The sequence below is a fragment of the Actinomadura kijaniata NBRC 14229 genome (assembly GCF_001552175.1).
In the GTDB taxonomy this organism is placed as follows: domain Bacteria; phylum Actinomycetota; class Actinomycetes; order Streptosporangiales; family Streptosporangiaceae; genus Spirillospora; species Spirillospora kijaniata.
In genome coordinates, this window is record NZ_BCQR01000097.1 from 21,477 (window position 1) to 45,016 (window position 23,540).

The 23,540-nt window shown below is 73.8% G+C and carries 26 protein-coding genes and 1 pseudogene; 9 read left to right on the top strand and 18 right to left on the bottom strand.

The features are described from left to right. Nucleotides 1–73: 73 nt before the first annotated feature. Complete coding sequence (locus AKI01S_RS28105) at nucleotides 74–499, bottom strand: ATP-binding protein (protein WP_067824524.1); 426 nt, start codon at nucleotides 497–499, stop codon at nucleotides 74–76. Further along, nucleotides 496–714 (bottom strand): hypothetical protein, encoded by a 219-nt coding sequence (locus AKI01S_RS51840; protein ID WP_067824527.1) that lies wholly within the window; start codon nucleotides 712–714, stop codon nucleotides 496–498. Before AKI01S_RS51840 ends, AKI01S_RS28105 begins: the two co-directional genes overlap by 4 nt. A gap of 162 nt (nucleotides 715–876) precedes the next feature. Between AKI01S_RS51840 and AKI01S_RS28115 the strand changes: the two genes are divergently transcribed. The 3 genes from AKI01S_RS28115 to AKI01S_RS49515 are packed head-to-tail and all read left to right on the top strand — an operon-like array spanning nucleotide 877 to nucleotide 2,139. Further along, complete coding sequence (locus AKI01S_RS28115; protein ID WP_067824530.1) at nucleotides 877–1,743, top strand: helix-turn-helix domain-containing protein; 867 nt, start codon at nucleotides 877–879, stop codon at nucleotides 1,741–1,743. 10 nt (nucleotides 1,744–1,753) lie between these two features. Then, on the top strand, nucleotides 1,754–1,939 hold the full coding sequence (locus AKI01S_RS28120) for a DUF397 domain-containing protein (protein ID WP_312898253.1): 186 nt from the start codon (nucleotides 1,754–1,756) through the stop codon (nucleotides 1,937–1,939). After that, nucleotides 1,936–2,139, top strand: a complete 204-nt coding sequence (locus AKI01S_RS49515; protein ID WP_084000331.1) for a DUF397 domain-containing protein — start codon at nucleotides 1,936–1,938, stop codon at nucleotides 2,137–2,139. The genes AKI01S_RS28120 and AKI01S_RS49515 overlap by 4 nt, the downstream gene beginning before the upstream one ends. Here the strand turns inward: AKI01S_RS49515 and AKI01S_RS28125 are convergent. Then, on the bottom strand, nucleotides 2,123–2,518 hold the full coding sequence (locus AKI01S_RS28125; RefSeq protein WP_067824534.1) for a winged helix-turn-helix transcriptional regulator: 396 nt from the start codon (nucleotides 2,516–2,518) through the stop codon (nucleotides 2,123–2,125). The genes AKI01S_RS49515 and AKI01S_RS28125 overlap by 17 nt on opposite strands. A gap of 86 nt (nucleotides 2,519–2,604) precedes the next feature. On the opposite strand from AKI01S_RS28125, the gene AKI01S_RS28130 reads away from it, so the two are divergent. After that, the gene (locus AKI01S_RS28130; RefSeq protein WP_067824536.1) at nucleotides 2,605–3,381 is read left to right on the top strand and encodes an alpha/beta fold hydrolase; all 777 of its coding nucleotides are present in this window, start codon (nucleotides 2,605–2,607) and stop codon (nucleotides 3,379–3,381) included. On the opposite strand, the gene AKI01S_RS28135 is transcribed toward AKI01S_RS28130, so the two are convergent. After that, complete coding sequence (locus tag AKI01S_RS28135; protein WP_067824575.1) at nucleotides 3,357–3,890, bottom strand: DUF7822 domain-containing protein; 534 nt, start codon at nucleotides 3,888–3,890, stop codon at nucleotides 3,357–3,359. The two genes, AKI01S_RS28130 and AKI01S_RS28135, sit on opposite strands and share 25 nt — an antisense overlap. 49 nt (nucleotides 3,891–3,939) lie before the next feature. Between AKI01S_RS28135 and AKI01S_RS28140 the strand changes: the two genes are divergently transcribed. Further along, nucleotides 3,940–4,530, top strand: coding sequence for a Maf family protein (locus AKI01S_RS28140; protein WP_067824538.1), 591 nt, complete (start codon nucleotides 3,940–3,942; stop codon nucleotides 4,528–4,530). Nucleotides 4,531–4,539: 9 nt separating this feature from the next. Here the strand turns inward: AKI01S_RS28140 and AKI01S_RS28145 are convergent, their stop codons facing one another. After that, complete coding sequence (locus AKI01S_RS28145) at nucleotides 4,540–5,064, bottom strand: GNAT family N-acetyltransferase (protein ID WP_067824540.1); 525 nt, start codon at nucleotides 5,062–5,064, stop codon at nucleotides 4,540–4,542. A gap of 175 nt (nucleotides 5,065–5,239) precedes the next feature. On the opposite strand from AKI01S_RS28145, the gene AKI01S_RS28150 reads away from it, so the two are divergent. Beyond that, on the top strand, nucleotides 5,240–6,358 hold the full coding sequence (locus AKI01S_RS28150) for a serine hydrolase domain-containing protein (protein ID WP_067824542.1): 1,119 nt from the start codon (nucleotides 5,240–5,242) through the stop codon (nucleotides 6,356–6,358). On the opposite strand, the gene AKI01S_RS28155 is transcribed toward AKI01S_RS28150, so the two are convergent. From AKI01S_RS28155 to AKI01S_RS28170, 4 genes are all read right to left on the bottom strand, one after another. Further along, a complete protein-coding gene (locus AKI01S_RS28155) occupies nucleotides 6,333–7,298 on the bottom strand; it encodes an ankyrin repeat domain-containing protein (protein WP_067824544.1) in 966 nt (321 codons plus the stop codon). The two genes, AKI01S_RS28150 and AKI01S_RS28155, sit on opposite strands and share 26 nt — an antisense overlap. A 26-nt stretch (nucleotides 7,299–7,324) precedes the next feature. Beyond that, nucleotides 7,325–8,125, bottom strand: a complete 801-nt coding sequence (locus AKI01S_RS28160; protein ID WP_067824546.1) for a pentapeptide repeat-containing protein — start codon at nucleotides 8,123–8,125, stop codon at nucleotides 7,325–7,327. Nucleotides 8,126–8,207: 82 nt separating this feature from the next. After that, nucleotides 8,208–8,615 (bottom strand): hypothetical protein, encoded by a 408-nt coding sequence (locus tag AKI01S_RS50905; RefSeq protein ID WP_067824548.1) that lies wholly within the window; start codon nucleotides 8,613–8,615, stop codon nucleotides 8,208–8,210. Between the two features lie 31 nt (nucleotides 8,616–8,646). After that, on the bottom strand, nucleotides 8,647–9,219 hold the full coding sequence (locus AKI01S_RS28170) for a TetR/AcrR family transcriptional regulator (RefSeq protein WP_157420200.1): 573 nt from the start codon (nucleotides 9,217–9,219) through the stop codon (nucleotides 8,647–8,649). 85 nt (nucleotides 9,220–9,304) lie between these two features. On the opposite strand from AKI01S_RS28170, the gene AKI01S_RS28175 reads away from it, so the two are divergent. After that, a complete protein-coding gene (locus AKI01S_RS28175) occupies nucleotides 9,305–10,744 on the top strand; it encodes a cytochrome P450 (RefSeq protein WP_218009833.1) in 1,440 nt (479 codons plus the stop codon). A gap of 37 nt (nucleotides 10,745–10,781) precedes the next feature. On the opposite strand, the gene AKI01S_RS28180 is transcribed toward AKI01S_RS28175, so the two are convergent. From AKI01S_RS28180 to AKI01S_RS28195, 4 genes are all read right to left on the bottom strand, one after another. Continuing rightward, the gene (locus AKI01S_RS28180) at nucleotides 10,782–11,579 is read right to left on the bottom strand and encodes an ABC transporter permease (protein ID WP_067824550.1); all 798 of its coding nucleotides are present in this window, start codon (nucleotides 11,577–11,579) and stop codon (nucleotides 10,782–10,784) included. Further along, complete coding sequence (locus AKI01S_RS28185; RefSeq protein ID WP_067824552.1) at nucleotides 11,576–12,469, bottom strand: ABC transporter ATP-binding protein; 894 nt, start codon at nucleotides 12,467–12,469, stop codon at nucleotides 11,576–11,578. Before AKI01S_RS28185 ends, AKI01S_RS28180 begins: the two co-directional genes overlap by 4 nt. Before the next feature lie 158 nt (nucleotides 12,470–12,627). Further along, on the bottom strand, nucleotides 12,628–13,299 hold the full coding sequence (locus AKI01S_RS28190; RefSeq protein WP_067824555.1) for a response regulator transcription factor: 672 nt from the start codon (nucleotides 13,297–13,299) through the stop codon (nucleotides 12,628–12,630). Nucleotides 13,300–13,403: 104 nt separating this feature from the next. Beyond that, on the bottom strand, nucleotides 13,404–14,567 hold the full coding sequence (locus AKI01S_RS28195; protein WP_157420201.1) for a histidine kinase: 1,164 nt from the start codon (nucleotides 14,565–14,567) through the stop codon (nucleotides 13,404–13,406). A gap of 193 nt (nucleotides 14,568–14,760) precedes the next feature. Between AKI01S_RS28195 and AKI01S_RS28200 the strand changes: the two genes are divergently transcribed. Together AKI01S_RS28200 and AKI01S_RS50910 are read left to right on the top strand one after the other, a co-directional pair. Continuing rightward, entirely contained in the window at nucleotides 14,761–15,915 is a 1,155-nt protein-coding gene (locus tag AKI01S_RS28200; protein WP_218009836.1) for a serine hydrolase domain-containing protein, read from the top strand. A gap of 576 nt (nucleotides 15,916–16,491) precedes the next feature. After that, on the top strand, nucleotides 16,492–17,421 hold the full coding sequence (locus AKI01S_RS50910) for an alpha/beta hydrolase (RefSeq protein ID WP_157420202.1): 930 nt from the start codon (nucleotides 16,492–16,494) through the stop codon (nucleotides 17,419–17,421). A 9-nt stretch (nucleotides 17,422–17,430) separates the two neighbouring features. Here the strand turns inward: AKI01S_RS50910 and AKI01S_RS28210 are convergent, their stop codons facing one another. The 5 genes and pseudogenes from AKI01S_RS28210 to AKI01S_RS51845 form a co-directional block, all read right to left on the bottom strand. After that, a complete protein-coding gene (locus tag AKI01S_RS28210; RefSeq protein ID WP_245681812.1) occupies nucleotides 17,431–18,615 on the bottom strand; it encodes a L,D-transpeptidase in 1,185 nt (394 codons plus the stop codon). A 135-nt stretch (nucleotides 18,616–18,750) separates the two neighbouring features. Further along, a complete protein-coding gene (gene pgl / locus AKI01S_RS28215) occupies nucleotides 18,751–19,566 on the bottom strand; it encodes a 6-phosphogluconolactonase (protein WP_067824560.1) in 816 nt (271 codons plus the stop codon). 161 nt (nucleotides 19,567–19,727) lie between these two features. Further along, a pseudogene (gene opcA / locus AKI01S_RS28220) lies at nucleotides 19,728–20,645 on the bottom strand (glucose-6-phosphate dehydrogenase assembly protein OpcA); the annotation flags it as partial. Between the two features lie 2 nt (nucleotides 20,646–20,647). Further along, the gene (gene zwf / locus AKI01S_RS28225) at nucleotides 20,648–22,180 is read right to left on the bottom strand and encodes a glucose-6-phosphate dehydrogenase (protein WP_067824565.1); all 1,533 of its coding nucleotides are present in this window, start codon (nucleotides 22,178–22,180) and stop codon (nucleotides 20,648–20,650) included. Nucleotides 22,181–22,295: 115 nt separating this feature from the next. After that, nucleotides 22,296–23,540, bottom strand: a 1,245-nt coding sequence (locus tag AKI01S_RS51845; protein ID WP_067824567.1) for a hypothetical protein, incomplete at its 5' end; no start/stop codon positions are given.

Consider the following 23,540-nt stretch of genomic DNA (forward strand, 5'->3'; position numbering starts at 1 on the left):
CATCCGCAAGTACCGCACGCGGTAGGGCGAAAGAAGCAGGTGGGAACGGGTGCGCGTCCGCCGTCGCCCCGGGCTACTGCGGCCTCGCGCCCGGACGGTGGGACGGGAACTCCGCCCACACCAGCGTGCGGGGACCGTCGGCGTGGTGCCCCCAGCGGGAGGCGAGCGCGGCGACGATGTGCAGGCCCCGCCCGCTCTCCCCTTCGGGACGGGGATGCGGTGCCGGCCGCGCCCCGCCCGCGCCGTCGTCGGTGACCTCCACCCGGAACGTCCCGGCCTCCCGGGACAGGGCGATCGTGACCTTGCCGCCCCGCCCGGAGGCGGTGTGCCGGATCGCGTTGCCCACCAGCTCGTCCACCACCAGCGCCATGTCGTCCAGCGTCTCGTCACGCTCGGTGAGATGGCCGGGGACGAGGGTGTCGCGCAGGAAACTCCGCGCGAGCGGCGCCGACCGTTCGACGCCCGGCAGCGTCAGCACCGCCAGCAGCGGCCCGTTCACGCCGCCGCCTCCGTCGCGATCCGCCGCGCCACCAGCTCCAGGCGGTCGGCCTCCAGTTCCACGCCCCGCCAGACCAACCGCCGGCACCCGCGCCGCCGCACCCCGAGAACGGGCTCGGCGTTGTGCGGGAACACCATCACGGTCGTCGCCGGAACCGCCCGCATCTCCCACACCAGCCGGACGAACAACGCGAACCGCGCCTCACTGGGCCCCATCACCGACCTCCTCACCGTCCCCGCCAGCGTCGTCGCACACCGTGACCGTCGCAACGCCTCGCACGGATCCCCGATGGATCGGCCGTCGATGAATCGAACGCCGATTTATCGGCCTTCGCGGAACAGGTTGCCGCGACGACGGAGCGTGACGACAGTGAAGAGATGTCCACAGAGGGGCGCGGACTCTACCGGCGGCGAAGGATCGGGATCGAGCTACGGCGCATCCGCGAGGAGCGGGAGTTGACGCAGGAGAGCGCGGCGCGGCTGCTGGGCCGTTCCCAGGCGTCACTGAGCGAGTACGAGAACGGCCGCCGCGCCATCCGCCCCCGCGACCTCGCGCAGATCCTCGACGGCTACGGCATCACCGACGACAGACTCCGCGCCCAACTCCTCGACCTGGCCGACAAGGGCCGCCGCGACGGCTGGTGGAGGGGTTTCGAGGAACGACTCGATCCCAACGCCGTCGACTACGCGTCGCTGGAGGGCGACGCGTCACGCATCAGCGCCTTTGAGCCGCAGTTGGTTCACGGCCTTCTTCAAGAGGAGGAATACGCCAGGACGATCATCAAGTGTTATGTCGAACGGCTTAGCCCGTCCCTCGACTGTGAGCTTGAGGTCGACTTTCGGATGCGTCGTCAGCGCGTTCTCCGCCGCGCCCGGCCGCCCCACTTGGCTGTGGTGCTCGGTGAGGGGGCGCTGCATCTGGAAGTGGGGGGTCCCGTTGTCATGCGGGCTCAACTGGATCGCCTGCTAGGGGCAGCCGCCGCGCCGAACATTGACCTTCGGGTGCTGCCGTTCAAGGCTGGCATGCATCCGGGGACGAACGGAGCGTTCTCGATCCTGGACGTGGGAGTTGGGCGGAACGAGCTTCAAGTCGTGACAGTGCACAGTCTCACGATGAGTCAGTACATCGATGATGCCGAGAACATCGGCCACTACCGTTCAGCGTTCGACAGCCTGAGGGAACTGGCTTTGCCGCAAGCGGACTCCGTGGCGTTGATCGAGCGGATAGCGTCCAGCTATGCATGAATGGCAGAGCATGAGGGGCTTGTGGCGGAAGAGCAGCCACAGTTCGGGCGCGGGCACGGAGTGTGTGGAGGTCGCGGCTCTGATGAACGCCCGAGGGGTTGCCGCGCGCGACTCCAAAGATCCGTCCGGACTGGTCCTCGCTTTCTCGGCTGCCGACTGGCGCGGGTTGGTCGAGCGGCTGGTGTCCGGGAAATGAGCGCGCCGCCGAACCGTGAGACGCGCTGGCGCAAGAGCAGTCACAGCTCAGGCCAGGGCACTCAGTGTGTGGAGGTCGCTGTTCTGACGAACGCCGAGGGAGTCGCCGCGCGCGACTCCAAGGACGCGTCCGGGCCGGTGCTCGTTCTCTCCCCGGCCGGGTGGCGTGGGCTTCTCTCCATGGTCAAGCGCGAGGGGTGACGGGCTCCTCCCGGCGCGTGTCGTAGGCGTGGCGGGCCTCCGTGATGGCCGGGGCCGCGCGGCGGGCCCAGGCGGACAGCGCCTCCAGGGGCTCGCGGATCTCCTCCACCAGCGCCGTGGTCGCGTACTCCACGCGGGGTGGGGAGTCGGGGTGCACGGTCCGGGTGACCAGGCCGTTGCGTTCCAGGTTGCGCAGGCTCAACGTCAGCATGCGGCGGCTGACGCCCTCGATCGCGCGCTCCAGCTGGGTGAAGCGGCGGGGGCCGTCGCCCAGCTCGACGAGCACCTGCGCGCTCCACTTGTCACCGATCAGGGCCAGCACCTCGCGGATCGGGCAGTCCGTGGCCTGGTCCGTTACGGCGGTGTTCCGTTGCGACAAGAAAGTGCCTCCTTCCGGAGTTTTCGATCATGGCCCAGGATGGGGCCCGTTACAAGTCGTAACGTTCCTGGACAGAGAGGTTCGGCATGCCCGTCGCGCGCAGCAACGGATTCAAAATCGCCTACGAGGTGGCGGGGGAGGGGGCCCCGCTGCTCCTGCACCCCGGAATGTTCCAGATCGGCGCGCACTGGGACCGCGCCGGTTACACCGCTCCGCTGGCGGCCGCGCACACCGTCGTCACGGTGGACCCGCTCGGGCTGGGAGCGAGTGACGCCCCTCGTGACCCGGCGGCGTACGCGCTGGAACGCCGGGCCGCGTACGTCGTCGCCGTGCTCGACGACCTCGGGATCGACCGGGCCGCGTTCTGGGGGTACTCGCTGGGCGCCCTGACCGGCTACGCGGTCGCGGCGCACGCGCCCGAACGCCTCACCCGCCTGGTCGCGGGCGCCTTCGACCCCCTCGACGGCTTCCGCTCGGCGGTCGGCCCGACCCTCGACCACCTCGGCCTGCCCGCCGACACCGACCCCTACCCGCTGATGGAGCGGGGGGCCGCCGCCGACCCCGCCCAGGCTGCGGTCATCGAGAACGGCGACCCCGAGGCCCTGCGCGCGAACTACGCGGCGTTCTCCCGCGAACCCGGCCTGCACGCCGAGCTGGCGGCTTCCGGCGTTCCGACGCTGATGTACGCGGGCACGGCCGACCCGTGGCACGAGCCGATGCGGACGTTCGCCGAACGCACCGGCACCGCCTTCTTCTCCGTGCCCGACGCCGACCACCAGGGCGGCTGGGACCGGGCCGCCGACGTGCTGCGCCGGGTGCGGCCCTTCCTGGACGCCCCTCAGTCCTCGGGGAAGGAGAAGTAGAGCCAGTCGCTGTAGAACGACGCGAAGTTGTCCTGCCACCCGGCGCGGACGGAGGCGAGCCAGGCGTCGTCGTCCCCGGCGATGGCCGCCTCCGCCCGGGCCACCTCAGCGGGGATGTCGTACTCGACCAGGCCGCGCACCGCCTCCTCGGGGTCCTCGTCCCCGAGCGAGACCATCTCGCCGGTCTCCAGCAGGAAGTACTTCGCGCGCTGCTTGTCCAGGTGCGCGGTGGTCCTGGCGACGCACTCGGCGAAGTCTCCGTCCGGAAGTCCCTGGCCCACCACCCGCAGCAGGTCGGTCAGCAGTTCGGCCCCGGCGTCGTAGTCCCCGGCGATGCCGATGCGCGGGTTCCAGATCATGGACGGGACGACGGCGGTGCCGCGTCCGACCAATATCTTGTGGGCGAGCGGGATGCTCCAGTTGTGCTCGGAGACGCACCGGATCGGCTTCGGGTTGCTCTGCTCGGTGGGCAGCCCGTCGGCGGAGTAGAGGTAGGAACGATTGGCCACGGCCGCGACCATAACAGCGCGCGCCGACAAGATCGTGGAAGGGCGGAACATGACGAAGGTCGTTCTCGCGTCGGGCTCCCCGTCGCGCCTGGACATCCTGCGGCGCGCGGGCGTGGAGCCCGTGGTGATGCCGAGCGACGTCGACGAGACGCCACTGCCGGGCGAGACGCCGTCGCGGCTCGCGCTGCGGCTGGCCGAGGCGAAGGCGTCGGCGGTGGCGCGCGGCGTGACCGAGGGCTTCGTCATCGGCGGCGACTCGGTCCTGGAGCTCGACGGGACCGTCTACGGCAAGCCGGGCGATCCGCAGACCGCCGTCGAGGTCTGGCGGCGCATCTCCGGCAGGGAAGCCGCCTTCCACACCGGCCACTGCGTGATCGACGTCGCGGCGGGCCGGACCGTCACCGCGCTGGGCACCACGACCGTGCGCTTCGCGAAGCTGTCGGACGAGGAGATCGCCGAGTACGTGAAGACCGGCGAGCCACTGGCGGTGGCCGGGGCGTTCAAGAGCTCCCACAGGGGTGGCTGGTTCGTGGAGGGCATCGACGGCGACCCCACCAACGTGCAGGGCCTCTCCCTGTCGATCCTCCGCCGCCTGTTCACCGAACTGGGCGTGAGCGTGGCGAGCCTCTGGAACGCCTGACCCCCCGCCTCACCGGCGGGCCGGGCCGGTGAGGTCGAGGACCCAGTCGTTGCTGCGCATCAGCGTGCCGCTGCCCCTGGGGTACTCGAAGTCGCAGGGGCCCAGCAGGGTGAAGCCGAGGCGGCGGCAGAGCGCGTTCGAGGGGGCGTTCCGGGCCGAGGGGAACGCGTGCAGCATGCGGGGCGCGCCGGGGCGGCGGGCGGCTTCCCGCACGACGTCGACCAGGGCGGCACCGGCCGCGGCGGCGACGCCGCGCCCCTGGTAGGGCGGCAGGACGCTCCAGCCGGTCTCGTAGATCTGCTCGCCCCGCCAGTCGTGCCGGTGGTAGTTGATGCTGCCGACCATCTCGTCGTCGAGCAGGACGGCGAACACGCGGCCGTCGCCCGCCTCCGTCATGGCGAGGTAGCGGCGATGCCGGGCGAGCAGCTCCTCCTCCGACTCGGGGCCGCCGACCCAGCGGCGCATCTCCGGGGTGTTGGTCCGCCTCAGGAGATCGAGTGCGGGTTCCGACCAGGGCACCAGACGAACGTTCATGCCGCGTAGCCTGGCACTCCCCGAGGCCGCCGAGCTCCCCATTTTGGCCGGCCGGACCCGTCCGCCCGGGGACGCCTGGCCCCTGGGTGCCAGAAGCCGGACAACGCTCACGGGTGAAGCGCCTCCGCGTCCCGGATTCCTAACGTGACGTCCCACAAGATCCAAGGGAGGCGTCATGATGCGAAGCACGAAGGCCGTTGGCGGAGCGCTCGTCCTGGTGCTGGCCGCGGGCGGGGGCACGGCCTCGGCGGGCGCCGGGCACGCCGGGCTGCGGGACGCGCTGCGGCGGCTGACCGCCGAGGCCGGGACGCCGGGGGCGCTGGCCGTGGTGCGGGACCGGAACGGCGCCACCGAGGTCCGCAGCGGCGTCGGTGACCTGCGGCGCGGCACGCCGGTGCCGCCGGGCAGCCGGTTCCGGATCGGCAGCGTGACCAAGGCGTTCACCGCGACCGTGGTGCTCCAGCTCGTCGGCGAGGGCCGGGTGGACCTCGACGCGCCGATCGAGCGCTACCTGCCCGGCCTGGTGCGGGGCAACGGCAACGACGGGCGGGAGATCACCGTCCGGCACCTGCTCGGGCACCGCTCGGGCCTGCCCGACAACGTGGAGCACATGGGGATCGGGGAGGCCGTCGAGCACCCGCTCAAGCACCGCGACCCCCGCGAGCTGCTCGGGTACTCGCTCGCCCACCCCCGCCTGTTCAAGCCGGGCGAGGGTTACAAGTACTCGGGGGCGAACTACGTCCTCGCCGGGCTCCTCATCGAGAAGGTGACCGGCCGCCCCTACGGCGAGGCGATCCGGAAGCGCCTCCTGAGGCCGCTGGACCTGCGCGGCACCTCGGTCCCCGGGGACCGCGCCGGCATCCCCGACCCGCATCCCAGGGGCTACCTGCGCACGACCCCGGGCGAGCAGCCCCGCGACTACACGCGGATCAACCCGTCGGTGGCCTGGGCCGCCGGGGAGATGATCTCCACGGCCCCCGACCTCAACCGGTTCTTCGCCGCCCTGCTCGGCGGGCACCTGCTGCGCCCCGCCGAGCTGCGCGCGATGAAGCAGACCCGGCCCACCGGCAACTCCGGCGGCGCCGAGTACGGTCTCGGCCTGATGCGCGTCCCCCTGACCTGCGGCGGCGAGTACTGGGGCCACTCGGGCGACATCCTCGGCTTCTCGACCATCGCCGGGGCGACCACCGGCGAGCGTCAGGCCACCGTCATGGTGAACCTCGCCCCCGGCGGCACCCAGGCCCAGAAGGACGGCCTGCGCGCCGCCGTCACGACCGCCCTGTGCGACGACTGAGCAGATCCAGCAGCTCGGTGCAGGCGACCGGGGTGCGGTCGTACGCCGTGTAGCCCTCGACGTTCTCAAGATCGGGGTCGGCGCCCGCGTCGAGGAGCACCCGCGCGGCGGCGGCCGCCCCGGCGTCGCAGGCGCGCATCAGGGCCGTCCACCCCGTCGGCGGCCGCGCGTTGACGTCCGCGCCCTCCGCCAGCAGCAGCCGCACCATCGCGACGTCGTCGCGGGAGGCGGCGAACATCAGCGCGGTCTCCCCGTCGAGCGGCCAGCAACGCGGGTCGAGCGCCTCGACGTCGGCTCCGCGCGCCAGCAGCGCACGCGCCCCGTCGGCGTCCCCGCGCCCGACCGCCTCGAAGAACGCGGTGTGCAGGGGAGCGGCGAGGCGTTCGGCGGCCAGCGCGAGGAGCCGCCCGGTGAACGCGGGATCGCCGCCGGCGGCCCGCGCCAGCCGGGCGACGTCGTCCAGCCACCGCCCGGTGGCGCGGTCGTCGGCGCCGAGCCGGGCGAACCCGCGGTCGAGCAGGCCGCGGGCCTCCCCGGGCCGTTCGCGGGCCAGCGCCCTGACCGCGTCCAGGACGTCGTCCAGGGCACCGGCGGGCCCGTGCTCCGGACCGTCGGCGGCCGACGCGGCCCGCACGTCCAGGTCCAGCCGCCAGAACAACGGCACGTCCCGGAACCGCACCGACAGCAGCCACCGGTCGGGGCCGGGGGACGCGCGCACCTCGTCCACCGGCTGCACCGTCCCGAGAACGTCCGGAGCCTCGGCCACCGCCCGCGCGAACGCCTCGTCGGGGACCACCCACCGCACGTCGATGCCGCTGTAGAGGTCGCCCCCGCCCGCCGCCGGCGACCCGGTCGGCTCGGCCCGCGACCCGGGGCGGGCGGCCGTCAACGCGGCGCGGACCTGCTCCGCCATCCGCGCCCGGTCGATCCGCAGCCCCATTCCGCCCACCCTAGGCGGATCCGGGCCTACCAGTGCGCGGGGCGCGTGAGCGTCGCGGGGATCCGGGTCGCGGCGTCGCCGCGGGCCGCGTTCACCTGGGCCTGGGTGAGGAACAGCGCGCCGGTCAGGTCCGCGCCCGCCAGGTTCGTGTCGCGCAGGTCCGCGCCGATCAGCTCGGCGTCGCGCAGGTCCGCCCCCGACAGGTCGGCCGCGATCAGGCAGGCGCCGCGCAGGTTCGCCCCGCGCAACCCGGCGTTCCCGAGGCGCGCGCCCACCAGGTCGGCCCCCCGGTGGTTCCGGGTGCGGCCGGGCAGCGCGGAACGCACCAGGTCACCGGCGCGCAGCAGGATCTCGTTGACCCCGGCCCGGACGCCGGGGACGTCGACCTTCAGCAGCGCCTCGGGGGTGCCGAGGGTCAGCGCCTCCACCTCCTCCAGCGCGCGGCGCGCGTCACCGTGGACGGGACGCGCCTCGGAGCGTTCCAGGACCTCGGTCAGGTACCACAGGAACTCCTGGAGCTGCCGCATCACCGGGAAGACCTCGAACATCAGGCGTCCGGTCGCCCGGTCCGCCCGCCAGGAGCGCCCCCCGAACGTGTGCTGCGACACCTTCTGCCCCGCGCCGAAGCAGTCGAAGACCGTGCAGCCCCGGAACCCCTTGTCCCGCAGGCCGGAGTGGATGCCGCAGCCGTAGTCGGCGAGCAGGTTCGCGCACGGTCTCCCGGCGGGCTTGTCCACCGCGAAGTCGGCCGAGGCGGCGAAGGGGAGCGCCACGCAGCACAGGGCGAAGCAGCGGGAGCAGTCGGCGTGAAGGTCCTGGCGGGACAAACTGAACGGTCTCCTGTCACGGGGCGGGCCGGAACCCCCATTGTGGCCGCTCCGGGCCCCGGACGCGGCATCGGCCCGCCGGTCACCGCCCGTCGGGCTCCCGCACCCAGCAGGCCGAGGACCACGGGACCGGGCACGGGCCGGGGTGCTCCAGGTCCGGGCAGGCCAGGCGGGGCAGCTCGGCGCCCAGCGCGTCGGCGGGGGCGGGCAGCAGCGTCTGATCGACCTCGGCCTCGGCGTACAGCTCGTACAGGGCGCGGTCGCCGGGGTCGCGGCCGGGCTGCTCGATCCGCCACTGCTCGACCAGGTCCTCGTACATCTCGGCGACGGTCAGCGCGTCGTCCAGGCGCACATGGGCCTCCCGGACCTCCACGGTCCAGTCCCGCACCCCCCGCCGCTCCCGCAGCCAGGAACCGAGCCGGTCGACCAGCCGGTCCCGGTCGCCCGGCGTCGCGTAGACACCGAGCCGCAACTCCACCGTCTCGTTCACCGCTCCAGGTCATCAGGGTCGGCGGTGAACGTCAAACACCGTCGGCCCCCACGGCGGCCCACAGCGTCCGCGCGCACAGGTCGAGCAGCTCCTCGCGGGTGACGCTGCGGTGGTCCAGCCAGTCCAGGATCGCCGCCGTGACGAACGCCAGCCACCCGTTCACCGCGATCCGCGTGGTGTCGTCGACCTCCGTCACCGCCGCCAGGCCCGCCAGGATGCGGTCGCGCTGGGCGGCGGTCCGGGACCGCTTGACCCGGCGGATGTCGGCGTCGCTGTCGGCGGCCCGCTGCGCGACCCGGAACCCGTCGGGGTTGCGCTCGGCGTAGTCGACGTAGATCTCCAGGCCCGCCCGCAGCTGCTCGGCCGGCGGCAGCGCCGGATCCGGGGCGCTGGCCTCCAGCAGCCGGGCCGACTCGGCCTCCACGATCGCCAGGAAGAACGCCCGCTTGCTCGGGAAGTAGTGGTACAGCAGCCCCCGCGAGACCTGCGCGATCTCGGCGACCTCCTCGACCCACACCTCGTCGTAGGGGCGGTGGGCGAACAGCTCGGCGCCGATCGCCAGGAGCTGCGCGCGACGCCGCTCGGTGCTCAGCCGGGTCCGCATGGCCTGGATCCTACCTATTGACACGAGTTCAGTAACGCGCGCATCGTGGGGCCTACTGAACTCGATTCAGCAAGCCGGAGGCCCCGTGGACACCGCCGCCATCCCCCATCCGCCGCACCGCCTGCCGCTGCTCGGCGACGTCGTCGGCCTCAGCCCCCGCCGCCCCGTGCAGTCCTCGCTGCGGCTGGTCCGCGACCTCGGGCCGATCTCGGTCCGCCGGGTGCTCGGCACCGACATCGTCACCGTCGGCGGCGCGGACCTGGCCGCCGAGGTCGACGACGACCGCCGCTTCGCCAAGCACGTCGGCCTCGGCCTGCGCCCGCTGCGCCTGGTGGTCGGCGACGCCCTGTTCACCGCCGAGGACGGCGAGCCGAACTGGCGGCTCGCCCACGACATCCTGCGGCCGGCGTTCACCCGCGAGGCGATGCGCGGCTACCACGCGACCATGCTGGACGTGGCGCGGGAGCTGCTGGCCTCCTGGGACGCCGCCGCGCGGGCGGGCGCCGAGGTCGACGTCGCCGCCGACATGACCCGCCTGACGATGGAGACCATCGGCCGCACCGGGTTCGGCCACCGCTTCGGCTCCTTCGAGCACGAGCGCCCGCACCCGTTCGTGACCGCGATGACCCGCGTGCTGCGGTTCGCGCAGCTGTCGGCGTCCCCGACGCTGGTCCCGGTCCGGCGGCTGCTGGCCGGGTCCGCGCGCCGCAACCGCGCCGACCGGGACCTGATGAACCGCCTGGTCGACGACGTGATCGACGCCCGCCGCCGGGGGGAGACGCCCGACCGCGACGACCTGCTGGGCCTGATGCTGCGCACCGCCCACCCCGGGACCGGGCGGACGCTCGACCCGGTGAACATCCGGCGGCAGGTCATCACGTTCATGGTCGCGGGCCACGAGACGACCTCCGGGGCGCTGTCGTTCGCGCTGTACCACCTGACCCGCCGTCCCGAGATCCTCGCCAGGGCGCAGGCCGAGGTGGACGCGCTGTGGGGGGAGGGCGACGACCCCGCCCCCGCGTTCACCGACATCCCCCGGCTCCGGTACGTGCGGGCCGTGCTGGACGAGGCGCTGCGGCTGTGGCCGACCGCGCCCGCCTACTTCCGCGCGGCCCGCGAGGACACCGTGCTCGGCGGCCGGTACCGCCTGGAACGCGGCGACTGGGTGATGGTGATGCTGCCGCTGCTGCACCGGGATCCGGCGGTGTGGCCCGACCCCGAGCGCTTCGACCCCGACCGGTTCGCGCCCGGCGTGGCCAGGCGGCGCCCCGCGCACGCCTACCGGCCGTTCGGGACCGGGCAGCGCGCCTGCATCGGCCGCCAGTTCGCGCTCCACGAGGCGGTGATGGCGCTCGGCCTGGTGCTGCACCGCTACCATCCGGTCCCCGATCCCGGCTACGACCTGCGGATCACCGAGACCCTCACCCTCAAGCCCGACGGGTTCCGGCTCACCCTGACCCGCCGCGTCCCCGCCGAACGCGCCGCGAACGCCGGGGCCGGCGGGACGCCCCTGTCCACCCGCTGACCCCGGGCGTTCCTCGCGCCGCCCTCCGCGCCGCCCGTCACTTCACCTCGCGGCGGTGCAGCCGCACCAGGCCCACCACCAGGGGGAGCAGCAGCCACACCGCCAGCGACACCGCCAGCCGCGTCCACTCCCCGGCGGTGACGCCGGGATCGCCGATCGCGCCCATGGTGCGGTTGGTGTCCAGCCATCCGGCGGCCCGCTCCAGCTTCGACACCATCGCGCCGATCGCGCTCCACAGGTTCGGCAGCAGGAAGTACAGCACGATCGCCAGCGGCGTGTTCATGAACAGCATCCCGAACGCCACGCCCATCGACACCGAGATCAGCGCCAGCAGCGCGACCTTGCCGAGCTGCTCGGGCGCCAGCTCCCAGCTCCCGCCCGACCGGTTCAGCACCTCGCCGACGGCGCGGCCCGCCACCGCCACCAGCACCGAGGCCGCCGCCAGCGCCAGCGCCAGCGCCCATCCGGCCGCCAGCTTGGCGGCGGCCACCCGGTGCCGGTCGGGCACCAGCGTGAACGTCGCCAGCGACGTGCGCTGCGACCACTCGGTGGTCACCGACAGGATGCCCAGCACCGGCAGCAGCAGCGCGATCCCGAGCTGCGCCGCCGAGACCATCTCCGCCAGGCTCTGCTCGTGGCGCGGCGCGGCGAACAGCATCACCGGCATCATCGCCACCGCGCTCAGCGCGATGAGGGCCAGCAGCCAGCGGCCCGACCGGGTGTCGACCATCTTGCGGATCTCGACGCGGACCAGCCGCGGAAGCGGCGGCCGCGTGGGCTCGTCCAGTGACGCGGCGGGAACGGCGGCGGTCGGCGTCGTCGTGGTGGCGGTCATCGTGTCTCCCGCGGTCCCGAGGTCACCATCATGAACAGCTCCTCCAGCCCGCCCCCGCCGGCCTGGCGGAGCTCCAGCAGCACCACGCCCGCCTCGGCGGCGGCGCGGCCCACCTGCTCGGCGGTCGCCCGCACCGCGAACGCGCCCGCGCCGTCCGGCTCCGCGACCAGCCCCACCCGCCGCAGCGCCCCCTCCAGCGCCTCCGGGTCGAGCCCGCGCACCACCATCCCGCCGGGTGCGGTCAGCAGCTCGGCCTTGGTGCCCTGCGCCGCGATCCGGCCGCCCGCGATCACCACGAACCGGTCGGCGACCGCCTCCACCTCGCGCAGCAGGTGCGACGACAGCAGCACCGTCCCGCCCCGGTCGGCGAAGTCGCGCAGCAGCGTCCGCATCCAGAAGATGCCCTCGGGGTCCAGGCCGTTGGCGGGCTCGTCCAGGATCAGCACGCTCGGGTCGCCCATCAGCGCCTGCGCGATGCCGAGCCGCTGCCGCATGCCCAGCGAGTACCCCCCGACCCGCCGCCGGGCGGCCTTCGGCGACAGCCCGACCGCCTCCATCATCCGCCCGACGCGCGCCCGCTCCACCCCCAGCAGGTCGGCGGTCAGCGTCAGTACCTCCCGGCCGGTCCGGCCCGGGTGCTGGGCGGCGGCGTCCAGCAGCACGCCCACGTGCCGTCCCGGGTTGGCGATGCGGCGGTAGGGGACGCCCCTGACGGTGGCGGCGCCGCCGGTCGGCGGCGTCAGCCCGCAGATCATCCGCATGGTGGTGGACTTGCCCGCCCCGTTGGGACCGAGGAAGCCCGTCACGGTGCCCGGCTCGCACCGGAACGACACGTCGCGCACGGCCGGGACGTCCCCGTACCGCTTGCTCAGACCGCTGACTTCAATCATGGGTCCAGCGTCGCGGCCCCGGCCGGGGCGCCGCGTCGGCCGATGGTCGCGACCAACGGTGACCGAAGTCGATTTCCCGGCGTCCGAAAGGCGTCCTCCGGCGGACGCCCCGCCGTCCGGTCGGCCGTCCGGTCGGCCGTCCGGTCAGCCGGGCGGGGTCACTCGGTGGGCTCGGTGAGCCCGGCGTCGTGGACCAGCAGCGCGATCTGGACGCGGTTGTTGAGCTCCAGCTTGGTCAGCAGCCGCGACACGTACGCCTTGACGGTCGCCACGCTCAGCGACAGCTCCCTGCCGATCTCGCTGTTGGTGCGGCCCCGCCCGACCAGCGCCGCCACGGCGCGCTCGCCCTCGCTGAGGCGGCCCAGCAGCGCGCGGGCGCGGTCGCGGCGCGGGTCCACGCCGGTGTCGGCGACATAGCTCATCATCTTGCGCATCACCGCCGGCGACAGCATGGGCTCGCCCGCCGCGACCTGCCGGATCGCCCGGATGATCTCCGGGGGAGGGGTGTGCTTGAGCAGGAACCCGCTGGCCCCGGCCCGCATCGCGCGCAGGATGTGGTCGTCGGAGTCGAACGTGGTCAGGATGATGATCTCGGGCGGCTCGCGGCGGGCGCGCAGCCGCTCGGTGGCCGCCAGGCCGTCCATCCGCGGCATCCGGATGTCCATCAGCACCACGTCGGGGCGCAGCTCGTTGACCGCCGGGATCACCTCGGTGCCGTCGGCGACGTCCCCGACGACCGTCAGGCCCTCGGCCCCGGCCAGCATCATCGACAGGCCCGCGCGCACGAGGGCGTCGTCGTCCACGATCAGCACGCGGATGGGTGAGTCCATACGGGCCACTCTAGAGCCCCGGCGCCCCGCCCGAGGAACGCGCGACGACCGCCGGGGACGGCCGGCGCGACCTGCAATGATCTACAAGGTAAAGGCGCGGGGCGTCACGGCTTCTCCACGGGGAACGGCAGCCAGGCGTACAGCCGGAACCGGTCGTCGGCGGTCACGCCGTGCTCCAGCATCCCCTTGAGCAGGGTGACGCGTTCGCGCAACCCGAGCAGGCCCGCGCCCGCCCCGGGCGGCTTCGGGGGGCGCGGGCCCGGCGGGATCGGGTTGCGGATCTCCAGGGACAGCCCCGCGTCGCCCGGCACGTCCATGGTGATCGTCACCCGCGCGCCGGGGGCGTGCTTGCGGGCGTTGGTCAGGCCCTCCTGGACGATGCGGTAGGCGTCGCGGCCGATCCGGGCGGGGACCCCGGCGGGGTCGGGGACGCGGTCGTCCAGGTCGACGGGGGTCCCGGCGGCGCGGGCCTCCTCCAGCAGGGCGGGCAGGTCGGTGAGGGCGGGCTGGGGGCGTTCGGAGTCCTCGGCGCGGCTGCCCTCGCGCAGCACGTGGATCACCTCGCGCAGGTCCTCCATCGCCTCGTAGGCGCTGCGGCGGATCACCCCGGCGGCCGCGCGCTGGTCGGCCGGGGCGTCGGCGTGGAACTCCAGCGCCCCGGCGTGCACCGCCAGCAGGGAGATGCGGTGGGCGAGGACGTCGTGCATCTCGCGGGCGATGCGCTCGCGTTCCAGCAGGCGGGCCTCCTCGACGCGCAGGCGCTGGCCCTCCTCGGCCTGGCGGGCGCGTTCGCGCAGCGACTCCACCAGCAGCCGCCGGGACCGCGCCAGCATCCCGGCCACGATCAGGACGGTGTAGCCGAGCAGGAACACCGCGACCGAGGTCAGGTAGTCCTTGAAGGACTGGTCGGGCATCAGCGAGAACAGGGGGACGACGAGGGCGGCGTTGAGCAGGCCGAGGCTGACGGAGGTCCGCCAGCCGCGCTGGGAGGCGACGTTGTAGAGCGCCACCGCGCCGACGCCCATCGCGGTGGAGGAGTAGAACAGGGCGAACGCCAGCACCAGCGCGATCTGGACGGGCCAGCGGCGGCGGTACAGCAGCAGGACCACGGCCGCGACGAGGCCCAGCAGCAGGTCGCGGGGCACCCGGATCTCCTCGGCGGGGAAGTCCTCCAGGGACCCGGCGAGCACGAGCAGGCCGAGCAGCAGCCCGAGGCCCGCCACGCCCGCGTCGTTCAGCCACTGGTGCGCCGATCGCCGGAGACTCACGGATGCCACGCTACCCAGGTCGGGGGGCGGTGGGAGTAACCGCCGGTCGAGGCGGGTGCGACTTTGGTCGACGGGGCTGTCCACGGGGCTGTCCATGGGGCTGGCACCCGTGCGGGGCACCGGCTGGCCGAACGTCCGATCGGGGAGACGGCTCTACTGTGCGGGCGTTCCGGGGTGCCTAGCGTCACAGGGCATGAGGGTCGGACATGTGATGACGGCGGGTACGGCCGCCGCCGCCGTCCTGGTGGCGGGGGCAGGGGCGGCGACGGCGGCCGAACGGCGGCCGGCCGGGAAGGGGTGCGGCGACCAGCGGGCGGTGCAGCGGGTGCTGGACCGGTTGACGCGCGTCCACCGGATACCGGGCGTGGCGGTGCGGATCGACGATCCGCGGTGCGGGACGTGGACGGGCGCCAGCGGGGTGGCGGACCTGCGGGACCGGCGGCCGATGCGGGCCGGCGAGCGGGGCCGGATCGCCAGCGTCACCAAGACGTTCACCGCGACGGTGCTGCTCCAGCTGGCGGGGGAGCGGAAGGTGGATCTGGACGCCCCGGTGGAGCGGTACCTGCCGGGGGTGGTCCGGGCGAACGGCCACGACGGGCGGAAGATCAGCGTGCGGTCGCTGCTGCGGCACACCAGCGGGCTGCCCGACCACATGGAGGCGTTCGACGACCTGGAGGACTTCCGCTGGAAGCACTTCGAGCCCGCCGAGCTGGTGCGGATGGCGCTGGCGCGGCCGAAGCCGACCACGCGCTGGCACTACTCCACGACCAACTCGGTGCTCGCCGGGATGATCGTGCGGCGGGTCACCGGGAGCCGGGTCGAGGACGAGGTCGTCCGGCGGATCATCCGGCCGCTGCGGCTGCGCGACACCTACTGGCCCGGTGACGAGACATGGATCCGGGGACCGCACCCGCGCGGCTACCTGCGGGAGGAGAAGAACGGGGCCGTGCGCTGGCGGGACGTGACCGAGCTGAACGCCTCGGCCGGGGGCGCCGGGGGAGCGCTGGTGTCGGGGACGGCCGACGTCAGCCGGTTCTTCGGCGCGCTGCTGGGCGGGCGGCTGCTGCCGCTGCGGCTGCTCGGGGAGATGAAGCGCACCGTGCGCGCCGACCCGGACCGGACCTGGCCGGGCGCGCGGTACGGGCTGGGGTTGATGAGCACGCCGCTGCGGTGCGGCGGCGAGTGGTACGGGCACGGCGGCCACCTGTACGGATGGAGCGCGTTCGGGGTCGTCGGGCCGGACGGGCGGCGCGCGGCGGTGATGTTCAACGAGAACACCGCCACCGAGGCCGCCGCCAAGGACGAGCTGGAGTTGTTGCAGACCGCGCTGTGCGGGGAGGAATCGTGAAGAGGACCATCGTGACCCTGGCGGCCTTCGGTGTCGCGGCGGCGGGGCTGGCGGCCCCGGCGCGCGCCGGCGGACCGGCCCGAACCGACGGGCTGGAGCGCTTCCACCGCCAGCCCGTCGTCTGGAAGAAGTGCACGCTGGGCCCGGACGACCAGGTGGGCAAGGACCTGGACAAGGCCGGGGCGCGCTGCGCCGACGTCACCGTGCCGCTCGACTACGCGAACCCGGGTGGCCGCACCATCACGATCGCGATCTCCCGGCTGAGGGCCACCGAGCGCCGCATCGGCACGATGATCCTCAACGGGGGAGGACCCGGTCCCGCCCTGGACATGCCGCCCTACATGCGCGGCCTGATGAGGGAGGCGGGGACCCGGTTCGACCTGGTGGGGATGGACCCGCGCTCCATCGGGCGCAGCGCCCCGGTGGACTGCGGGTGGCCGACGGCGACGTGGATCCGCTCGGCGGGGCTGAGCCGGGCCTCGTTCGACCGCGCTGGCCAGGGATCTCGCGCGGCGCTGCGGGGAACGCCACGCCGACCTGCTGCCCCACATCTCCACCCGCAACATCGCCCGCGACATGGACGTGGTGCGCGCCGCGCTCGGCGAGCGCCGGATCTCCTACAGCGGCGGCTCCTACGGCAACTACCTGGGCGGGGTGTACGCGACGATGTTCCCCGGCCGGCTGGACCGGGCCGTGCTGGACAGCGGCGTCGACCCCGCCGTGTGGGGCGGTCTGCTGGGCAAGAGCATGGTCGGCGCCAACGAGCGGGCGTTCGCGCGCTGGGCCGACTGGGCGGCGCGGCGGCACCGCACCTACGGGCTCGGCACCACCCGGGGCGCGGTCCTGGCCACCGTGCGGAAGACGATCGCGGCGTCGGGGCGCGAGCCGCTGCGGCTCGGGAGGTACCGGGTGGACGACACGGTGACCCCCGTCGTCCTCCTGAACCTGCTCCAGGAGGACCGCGACCCGGCGCGCGCCACGCTGGCCGACGCGGCGGCGCAGATGGCCCGCGCCGCCGCCGGGCGCCCCGCGCCGCCCACCGGGGCGCTGAAGGAGAACCTGGAGTTCCTGCTGACCGGGGCCGAGTCGCGGTACGGCAGCGCGCAGATGGCCCTGATCTGCGGCGACGGCGGCGCGCCCGGCGACCCGGAGTACTACTGGCGGGAGATCGAGCGGAACCGCGCCAAGGCCCCGATCTTCGGGAGCATCGGGCACAACATCAACCCGTGCGCGTTCTGGCCCGTCAAGCCGCGCGAGCCGATGACGCGGATCGGCGCGCACACGCGGGCGCTGCTGGTGGGCGCGACCGGCGACACCCGCACCACCTACGAGGGCACGCGGATCCTGCACGGGCTGCTGCGGGGCTCGCGGCTGGTCACGCTGCGCGGCGCCGACGTCCACGCGCCCTACCAGATCGGCTACGGCAACGCCTGCGTGGACGACGCGGTGCACCGCTACGTGCTCACCGGCCGGGTGCCCGCCCGGAACATCACCTGCGAGAAGTGATCCGGCGCGTCACTTCAGGGGCGTCCCCGTCACGGGGGCGCCCAGCGCGCTGCCCTTCAGCCAGTCCTGCCAGGACTTGGCCCACGGGGTGGGGCCGTTGCCGAACCGCAGCCTGCGGGTGGTGCCGGTGACCTCGATGACGTCGCCGCGCTTGGTGAAGTCGTAGAACCACTTGGCGTCGGAGGGGGAGGCGTTGACGCAGCCGTGGCTGACGTTGGCGCTTCCCTGCGAGCCGGTCGACCAGGGGGCCGAGTGGATGAAGGTGCCGCTGTAGGTCATGCGGACGTTCCACTTGGTGGGGGTGCGGTACTCGCCGGGGTTGCCGGTGGTGGCCGAGTCCATCACCATCGCCGGGTTCTTCTCCTGCGCGATCATCACGCCGGTGTAGCTGTCGTCGCCGGGCTTGCCCAGGCTGACCTTCATGCGGCGCACGACCTTGCCGCCGTCGGTGACGACCGCCTCGTGCTTCTTGGCGTTGATGGTGGTGACGTGGCGGGGCCCGACGGTGAAGTTCAGGACGCGGTCCTTGGCGCCGTAGGTGCCCTCGGCGACCTTGAGCCCGGCCAGCCGCGCGACGACCTGGACCTTCTGTCCCGCGGGCCAGTAGTCCTTGGGGCGGAAGTCCACCTCCTTGTCGCTGATCCAGTACCAGGCGCCCTGGACCGGCCTGGACATGCGCACCTCAAGGCGCTTCTCCAGCTCGGCCTTGGCCTGCTTGGTGGTGACCGGCAGGCTCAGCAGGAGCTGGACGGGCATGCCGACGCCGACCTTCTCGTCCTCCAGCGGCGACATGCCGGTCTCCAGCTCGCGGCGCGCCTTCAGGGTGGTGAACGTCGAGGTGGCGGTGCCGCCCTCGCCCTGGGCGGTGACGGTGTAGGTGGCGTCCGGCCGGAGCCCCCAGCGGGTCTGCCAGGACCTGCCGTCGGCGGACAGCGCGCCCTCGGGCTTGTCTCCCTTGGGCCCGGTCACCGTGACCTTGGTGATCCGGCCCTTGTCGCTCCTGACCGTGACCGGCTGGTCCGGGGCGACCTGCTTGGTCCCGTTGGCCGGGGTGATGACCGGCGGCGCGGCCTTGGCGTCGCCGCCCTCGCCGCCGCCCTTGCCGCCGTCCCCGCCGGACGAACATCCGGCCAGGACGAGCGTCAGCGCCCCGGTGACCGCCGCTCCCGCCGTCGCCGTCCGACTCCTCAGCACCGTGTCCTCCTCGTCGGTCCTCGGCTCTTCCCCTGTCACCACGGGTCTTCCCCACCTGCCGGGACTATGCAAACGATCGGAGGGCCGGTCCGGGACGGATCCCGGACCGGCCCTCGTCGCCGGGGCGGCCGCAGGTCAGGGGGCGTCGGAGCCCGCCACGCCGGGCGGCAGCCCGCCCGCCGCGGCGGCGTCGAGCAGGAACAGCGTCTGCTCCGCGCCGCGCGCCCCGGCCACCGGGGCCTCCAGCGGGTCGGCGGCGGGTGACAGGCCGAGCCCCACGGCGTGGGCCTTGGACCCGCCGGCCGCCAGGATCCACACCTCGCGGGCCGTCCGGATCGCCGCCATGGTCAGCGAGATCCGGGTCGGCGGCGGCTTGGGCGAGTCGTGCACCGGGACCACCGTCCGCTCCTCGGACGGGTCGAACATCTTCGGGAACAGCGACGCCACGTGCGCGTCCGGGCCGACGCCCAGCATCAGCACGTCGAACGTCGGCAGCCCCGCCCCGCCGTCCGGCCCCTCGTCCGGCTCGCCGCCCGCCCTCTCGGCCCGGGCGGCGGCGGCCAGTTCGGCGGCGTAACGCCCGGCGGCGGCCTCGGGGTCGTCGCCGTCGGGACCGTCGGCCGCGGGCATGGCGTGCACGCGCGCCGGGTCCAGGTCCACGTGGTCCAGCAGGGCCTGGCGGGCGCCGGTCTCGTTGCGCTCGGGGTCCCCGGCCGGCAGGAACCGCTCGTCGCCCCACCAGACGTCGAGCCTGCGCCAGTCGACCGAGCCGCGGTTGCGGGCCCCGTTCAGCGCGGCCAGCACGGCGGTGCCGACGCCGCCGCCGGTCACCACGATCGACGCCGACCCGCGCTGGGCCTGCGCCTCGGCGATCCGCGTCACCAGCTTGGCCGCGACCGCCTCGGTCAGCGACTGCTGGTCGGCGTGGACCACCACCGCCGGGGTGCTCACCTGCCTCCCGCCTTCCCGCGCGACGACGACTTCTTGGCGCCCGCCTCGGACTTGCCCGCCTCGGACTTGCCCACGTCGGACTTCCCCTCCGCGGACCTGCCCTCCTCGGGCCTGCTCTCGGCGACGACGTCGGGGGAGCCGCCCGCGGAGTCGCCCTTGGACTGCGCGGCGGCCAGGTCCTTGGCGAACCGCGCCGACGCGTCCTGGTACACCTCGTCGGGGTCGAGCCGCCGCAGCTCCTCGGCCAGCAGCTCCGACATCGGGCGGCGCATCAGCGACACCTGGCGGTCGGGCTGGCCGGGCCGCGACAGCGTCGCCACCCGCCCGTCGGGGCGCGACACCTCGATGTCGCCCTCCCCGGTGGTCATCCGCACCCCGGTGATGCCGGGCCCCTCGGACACCTCGCGGGTCACCGGGACTCCCAGCCGCACCGACAGCCACGCGGCCAGCAGCTCGGCGCTCGGGCTGTCGGGCTCGGCCGACACGCAGCCGGACAGGATGTCGTCGTGCGGCTGGTCCAGCGCGGCGGCCAGCAGCGACCGCCACGACGTCAGCCGCGTCCAGGTGAAGTCGGTGTCGCCGGGCCTGTAGGCCTCGGCGAGCCGGGCCAGGGTGCCCAGCCGGTCGCGGGCGGCGTAGGAGTCGGTGACCCGGCGCTGCGCCAGCCGTCCCAGCGGGTCCTCGGCGGGGGCCTTGGGGACCTTGCCGCCCGGCCACCACGTCACCACGGGGGTGTCGGGCATCAGCAGCGGCACGACCACCGAGTCGGCGTGCTCGGCCAGCGGGCCGTACATGCGCAGCAGCACGGTCTCGCCCGGACCGGTCTCACCCATCCGGATCTCGGCGTCCAGCCGCGAGGACGAGCCGCGCGCGTCGCGGGAGATGACCGTCAGCACCCGGCACGGGTGCTCGCGCGCGGCCTCGGTGGCGGCGCGCACCGCGTCGTACTGCGCCGACTCGTCGGTCACGATGATGAGGGTCAGCACCATGCCGACCGCGGGGCCGCCCATCAGGTGCCGCGCCTGGGTCAGCGCGTCCTGGATGCGGCGGGTGCTGGTGTCGGTGAGGTCGATGTTCATGCTTAGAGTCGCCTCCAGGCGCGTCCGTCGCGGGCCATGAGCTCGTCGGCGCTGTCGGGGCCGTAGCCGCCGGACCGGTACTGCTCGATCCTCTTCTGCGTGGCCCAGTGCTCCTCGATCGGGTCGAGGATCTTCCAGGACAGCTCGACCTCCTCCTGCCGGGGGAACAGCGGGGGGTCGCCGATCAGCACGTCCAGCAGCAGCCGCTCGTAGGCCTCGGGGGAGGACTCGGTGAACGACTCGCCGTAGGCGAAGTCCATGTTGACGTCGCGGATCTCCATCGAGGTGCCCGGCACCTTCGACCCGAACCGCACGGTGATGCCCTCGTCCGGCTGGACCCGCATCACCAGGGCGTTCTGCCCCAGCTCCTCGGTGTCGGTCTGGGAGAACGGCAGGTGCGGCGCCTGCTGGAACACCATCGCCACCTCCGTCACCCGGCGGCTGAGCCGCTTGCCGGTGCGCAGGTAGAACGGCACCCCGGCCCACCGCCGGTTGTCGATCTCCAGCTTGATCGCGGCGTAGGTCTCGGTGCGCGACTCGGCGGGGATGCCGTCCTCCTCCAGGTACCCCCGGACCTTCACCCCGCCCTGCCACCCGGCGGCGTACTGGCCGCGCGCGGTGGCCTGCGACAGGTCGCCGGGCACCCGCACCGACGACAGGACCTTGGCCTTCTCCGCGCGGACCGCCTCGGCGCTGAAGGAGGTCGGCTCCTCCATCGCCGTCAGCGCCAGCAACTGGAGCAGGTGGTTCTGGATGACGTCGCGGGCCGCGCCGATGCCGTCGTAGTACCCGGCCCGGCCGCCGATGCCGATGTCCTCGGCCATGGTGATCTGCACGTGGTCGACGTGGTGCCGGTTCCAGATCGGCTCGAACATCGTGTTGGCGAACCGCAGCGCCAGGATGTTCTGCACGGTCTCCTTGCCGAGGTAGTGGTCGATCCGGAAGATCGACTCCTCGGGGAAGACGCGGTGCACGGTGTCGTTGAGCTCCTTGGCGCTGGCCAGGTCGTGCCCGAACGGCTTCTCGATCACCACCCGGCGGAAGCCGCCGTGCTCGTTGGCGGGGTCGGCCAGCCCGCTGGCCTGCAACTGCTCCACCACCGTCTCGAAGAACTTCGGCGGTATCGACAGGTAGAAGGCGTAGTTGCCGCCGGTGCCGCGGTTGGCGTCCAGCTCCTTGACGGCCATCGCGAGGGCCTCGAACGCGCCCGGGTCGTTGAACTCGCCGGGCACGAAGTGCATGCCCTCGGACAGGTGCGTCCAGACGTCCTCGCGGAACGGCGTGCGCGCGTGCTCCTTGACCGCCTCGTAGGCGATCTGCTTGAAGTCCTGGTGGTCCCAGTCCCGGCGGGCGAACCCGACCAGCGAGAAGCCCGGCGGCAGCAGCCCCCGGTTGGCCAGGTCGTAGATCGCCGGAAGCAGCTTCTTGCGGGACAGGTCCCCGGTGACCCCGAACAGCACCAGCACGCTCGGCCCGGCCACCCGGGGCAGCCGCTTGTCGCGCGGATCCCTGAGCGGATTGGGTGTGTTGGTCACGTGGCGGCCCCCTCTTCTCGCGTCATGCCGTGGACCGTTCCTGCCCACTGTTTCGTTGTGCTATCCGAACGGCTGTCATCACTGTCATCGGTACGTATCGCCGGTGGCGACGGGCTCATGCCTCTCCTCGAGCGGAGTCCAGCAGCCGGGCGAGTCCCGCCCGGCGGTCGTGCAGGTGCAGCCGCAGCACCGGCCGCCCGGCGGCGCTCGCCGCGCGGGCCACGCCCGACGCCCGGGCGCGCGCCAGCGCGCCCAGCGTCCCGCGACGTCCCGGCACCGGGACGTCGCGGGCGGCGTCGCCGGTCAACACCAGGTATACGCCCTTCTCGCGACGATCATTCCCGAACGCCGGGTAACGGCAACCCCAGGCGATCGTCACGGGGCGGGCACACCGGGCCGCCAGCAGCGCGGCCAGCCGCCGCACCTGCGCGCCTTCCCCGTGGACCGGATCGGGGTCCAGGAAGGCGACGATCGTCAGGTGTCCCTCACCGGCCGCCCGGTCGGCGACCTCGGCCACCAGATCGTCCAGCGACGCGGCGGCCGCGAACGCCGGATCGGCGGTGGAGGCGGCCACCTCGCGTGCGGAGGGGCCGGAGGGGGACACCGGGTCCGCGGCGGACGCGGACCGGTCGGCACCCGTCCCCGGGACCGGGGACGGGGCCGGATGCGGAACGGGGGCGAACGGGTCGGCGCCCACCAGGTAGGCGGCGACGGCGGCGGCGTACTCCCACACCACCAGCTGCTCGGCGAGCGGCCCCGACACGGTCGCGTCGTCCTGGCGGGGACGGCCGTCCAGCGTCACCAGGAACAGGTCGTCGGCGGGCTGCACCGGCAGGCCGCCGTGCTGCACCAGCGGCAGCAGCCGTCCGCGCGTCGCGTCGGTCAGCAGCAGCGCGATCCAGTCGGCCAGTTCCGGCAGCGCCGCGGCGTAGCCGCCGAGCACGACGGTGTCGCGGCCCGCGCGGGCCGCGCCGCCCAGGATCGCGCCCAGCACCAGGCCCGGGTTGTTCTCGGGGCGGGTCAGCGCGGGCAGCATCGCCGAGGCCCGGTCCAGCAGCCCCGCCACGTCCGCCCCGGCCAGCCCGGCGGGCACCAGCGCCTGCGGCGACAGCGCCGCGAACGGCGCCGCGGCGGGCGCCTCGACCAGCGGGTGCCCGGCCTCCCCGGCGTACTTGGCGGCGGCCGTGCCCGGCTCGGCGACGGTCACGAACCGGTCGGCGGGGGACAGGTCCCGCTCGCGCAGCAGTCCGGCCAGCACCCGGGCGGCGGCCTCGTGGTCGGGGTCGTCGCCGGTCAGCACGAACACCGCGCGCGCCAGCCGGGCCGCGTCGTCGGCCAGCCGCAGCAGCGGGCCCGGCTC

What these genes read in the sequence shown, in the direction of transcription:
- AKI01S_RS51840 (WP_067824527.1), bottom strand. Translation starts at nt 714, where the DNA reads ATGGGGCCCAGTGAGGCGCGGTTCGCGTTGTTCGTCCGGCTGGTGTGG.
- AKI01S_RS28115 (WP_067824530.1), top strand. Translation starts at nt 877, where the DNA reads ATGTCCACAGAGGGGCGCGGACTCTACCGGCGGCGAAGGATCGGGATC.
- AKI01S_RS28120 (WP_312898253.1), top strand. Translation starts at nt 1,754, where the DNA reads ATGAGGGGCTTGTGGCGGAAGAGCAGCCACAGTTCGGGCGCGGGCACG.
- AKI01S_RS49515 (WP_084000331.1), top strand. Translation starts at nt 1,936, where the DNA reads ATGAGCGCGCCGCCGAACCGTGAGACGCGCTGGCGCAAGAGCAGTCAC.
- AKI01S_RS28130 (WP_067824536.1), top strand. Translation starts at nt 2,605, where the DNA reads ATGCCCGTCGCGCGCAGCAACGGATTCAAAATCGCCTACGAGGTGGCG.
- AKI01S_RS28140 (WP_067824538.1), top strand. Translation starts at nt 3,940, where the DNA reads ATGACGAAGGTCGTTCTCGCGTCGGGCTCCCCGTCGCGCCTGGACATC.
- AKI01S_RS28145 (WP_067824540.1), bottom strand. Translation starts at nt 5,064, where the DNA reads ATGAACGTTCGTCTGGTGCCCTGGTCGGAACCCGCACTCGATCTCCTG.
- AKI01S_RS28150 (WP_067824542.1), top strand. Translation starts at nt 5,240, where the DNA reads ATGATGCGAAGCACGAAGGCCGTTGGCGGAGCGCTCGTCCTGGTGCTG.
- AKI01S_RS28155 (WP_067824544.1), bottom strand. Translation starts at nt 7,298, where the DNA reads ATGGGGCTGCGGATCGACCGGGCGCGGATGGCGGAGCAGGTCCGCGCC.
- AKI01S_RS28170 (WP_157420200.1), bottom strand. Translation starts at nt 9,219, where the DNA reads ATGCGGACCCGGCTGAGCACCGAGCGGCGTCGCGCGCAGCTCCTGGCG.
- AKI01S_RS28180 (WP_067824550.1), bottom strand. Translation starts at nt 11,579, where the DNA reads ATGACCGCCACCACGACGACGCCGACCGCCGCCGTTCCCGCCGCGTCA.
- AKI01S_RS28185 (WP_067824552.1), bottom strand. Translation starts at nt 12,469, where the DNA reads ATGATTGAAGTCAGCGGTCTGAGCAAGCGGTACGGGGACGTCCCGGCC.
- AKI01S_RS28190 (WP_067824555.1), bottom strand. Translation starts at nt 13,299, where the DNA reads ATGGACTCACCCATCCGCGTGCTGATCGTGGACGACGACGCCCTCGTG.
- AKI01S_RS28200 (WP_218009836.1), top strand. Translation starts at nt 14,761, where the DNA reads ATGAGGGTCGGACATGTGATGACGGCGGGTACGGCCGCCGCCGCCGTC.
- AKI01S_RS50910 (WP_157420202.1), top strand. Translation starts at nt 16,492, where the DNA reads ATGGACGTGGTGCGCGCCGCGCTCGGCGAGCGCCGGATCTCCTACAGC.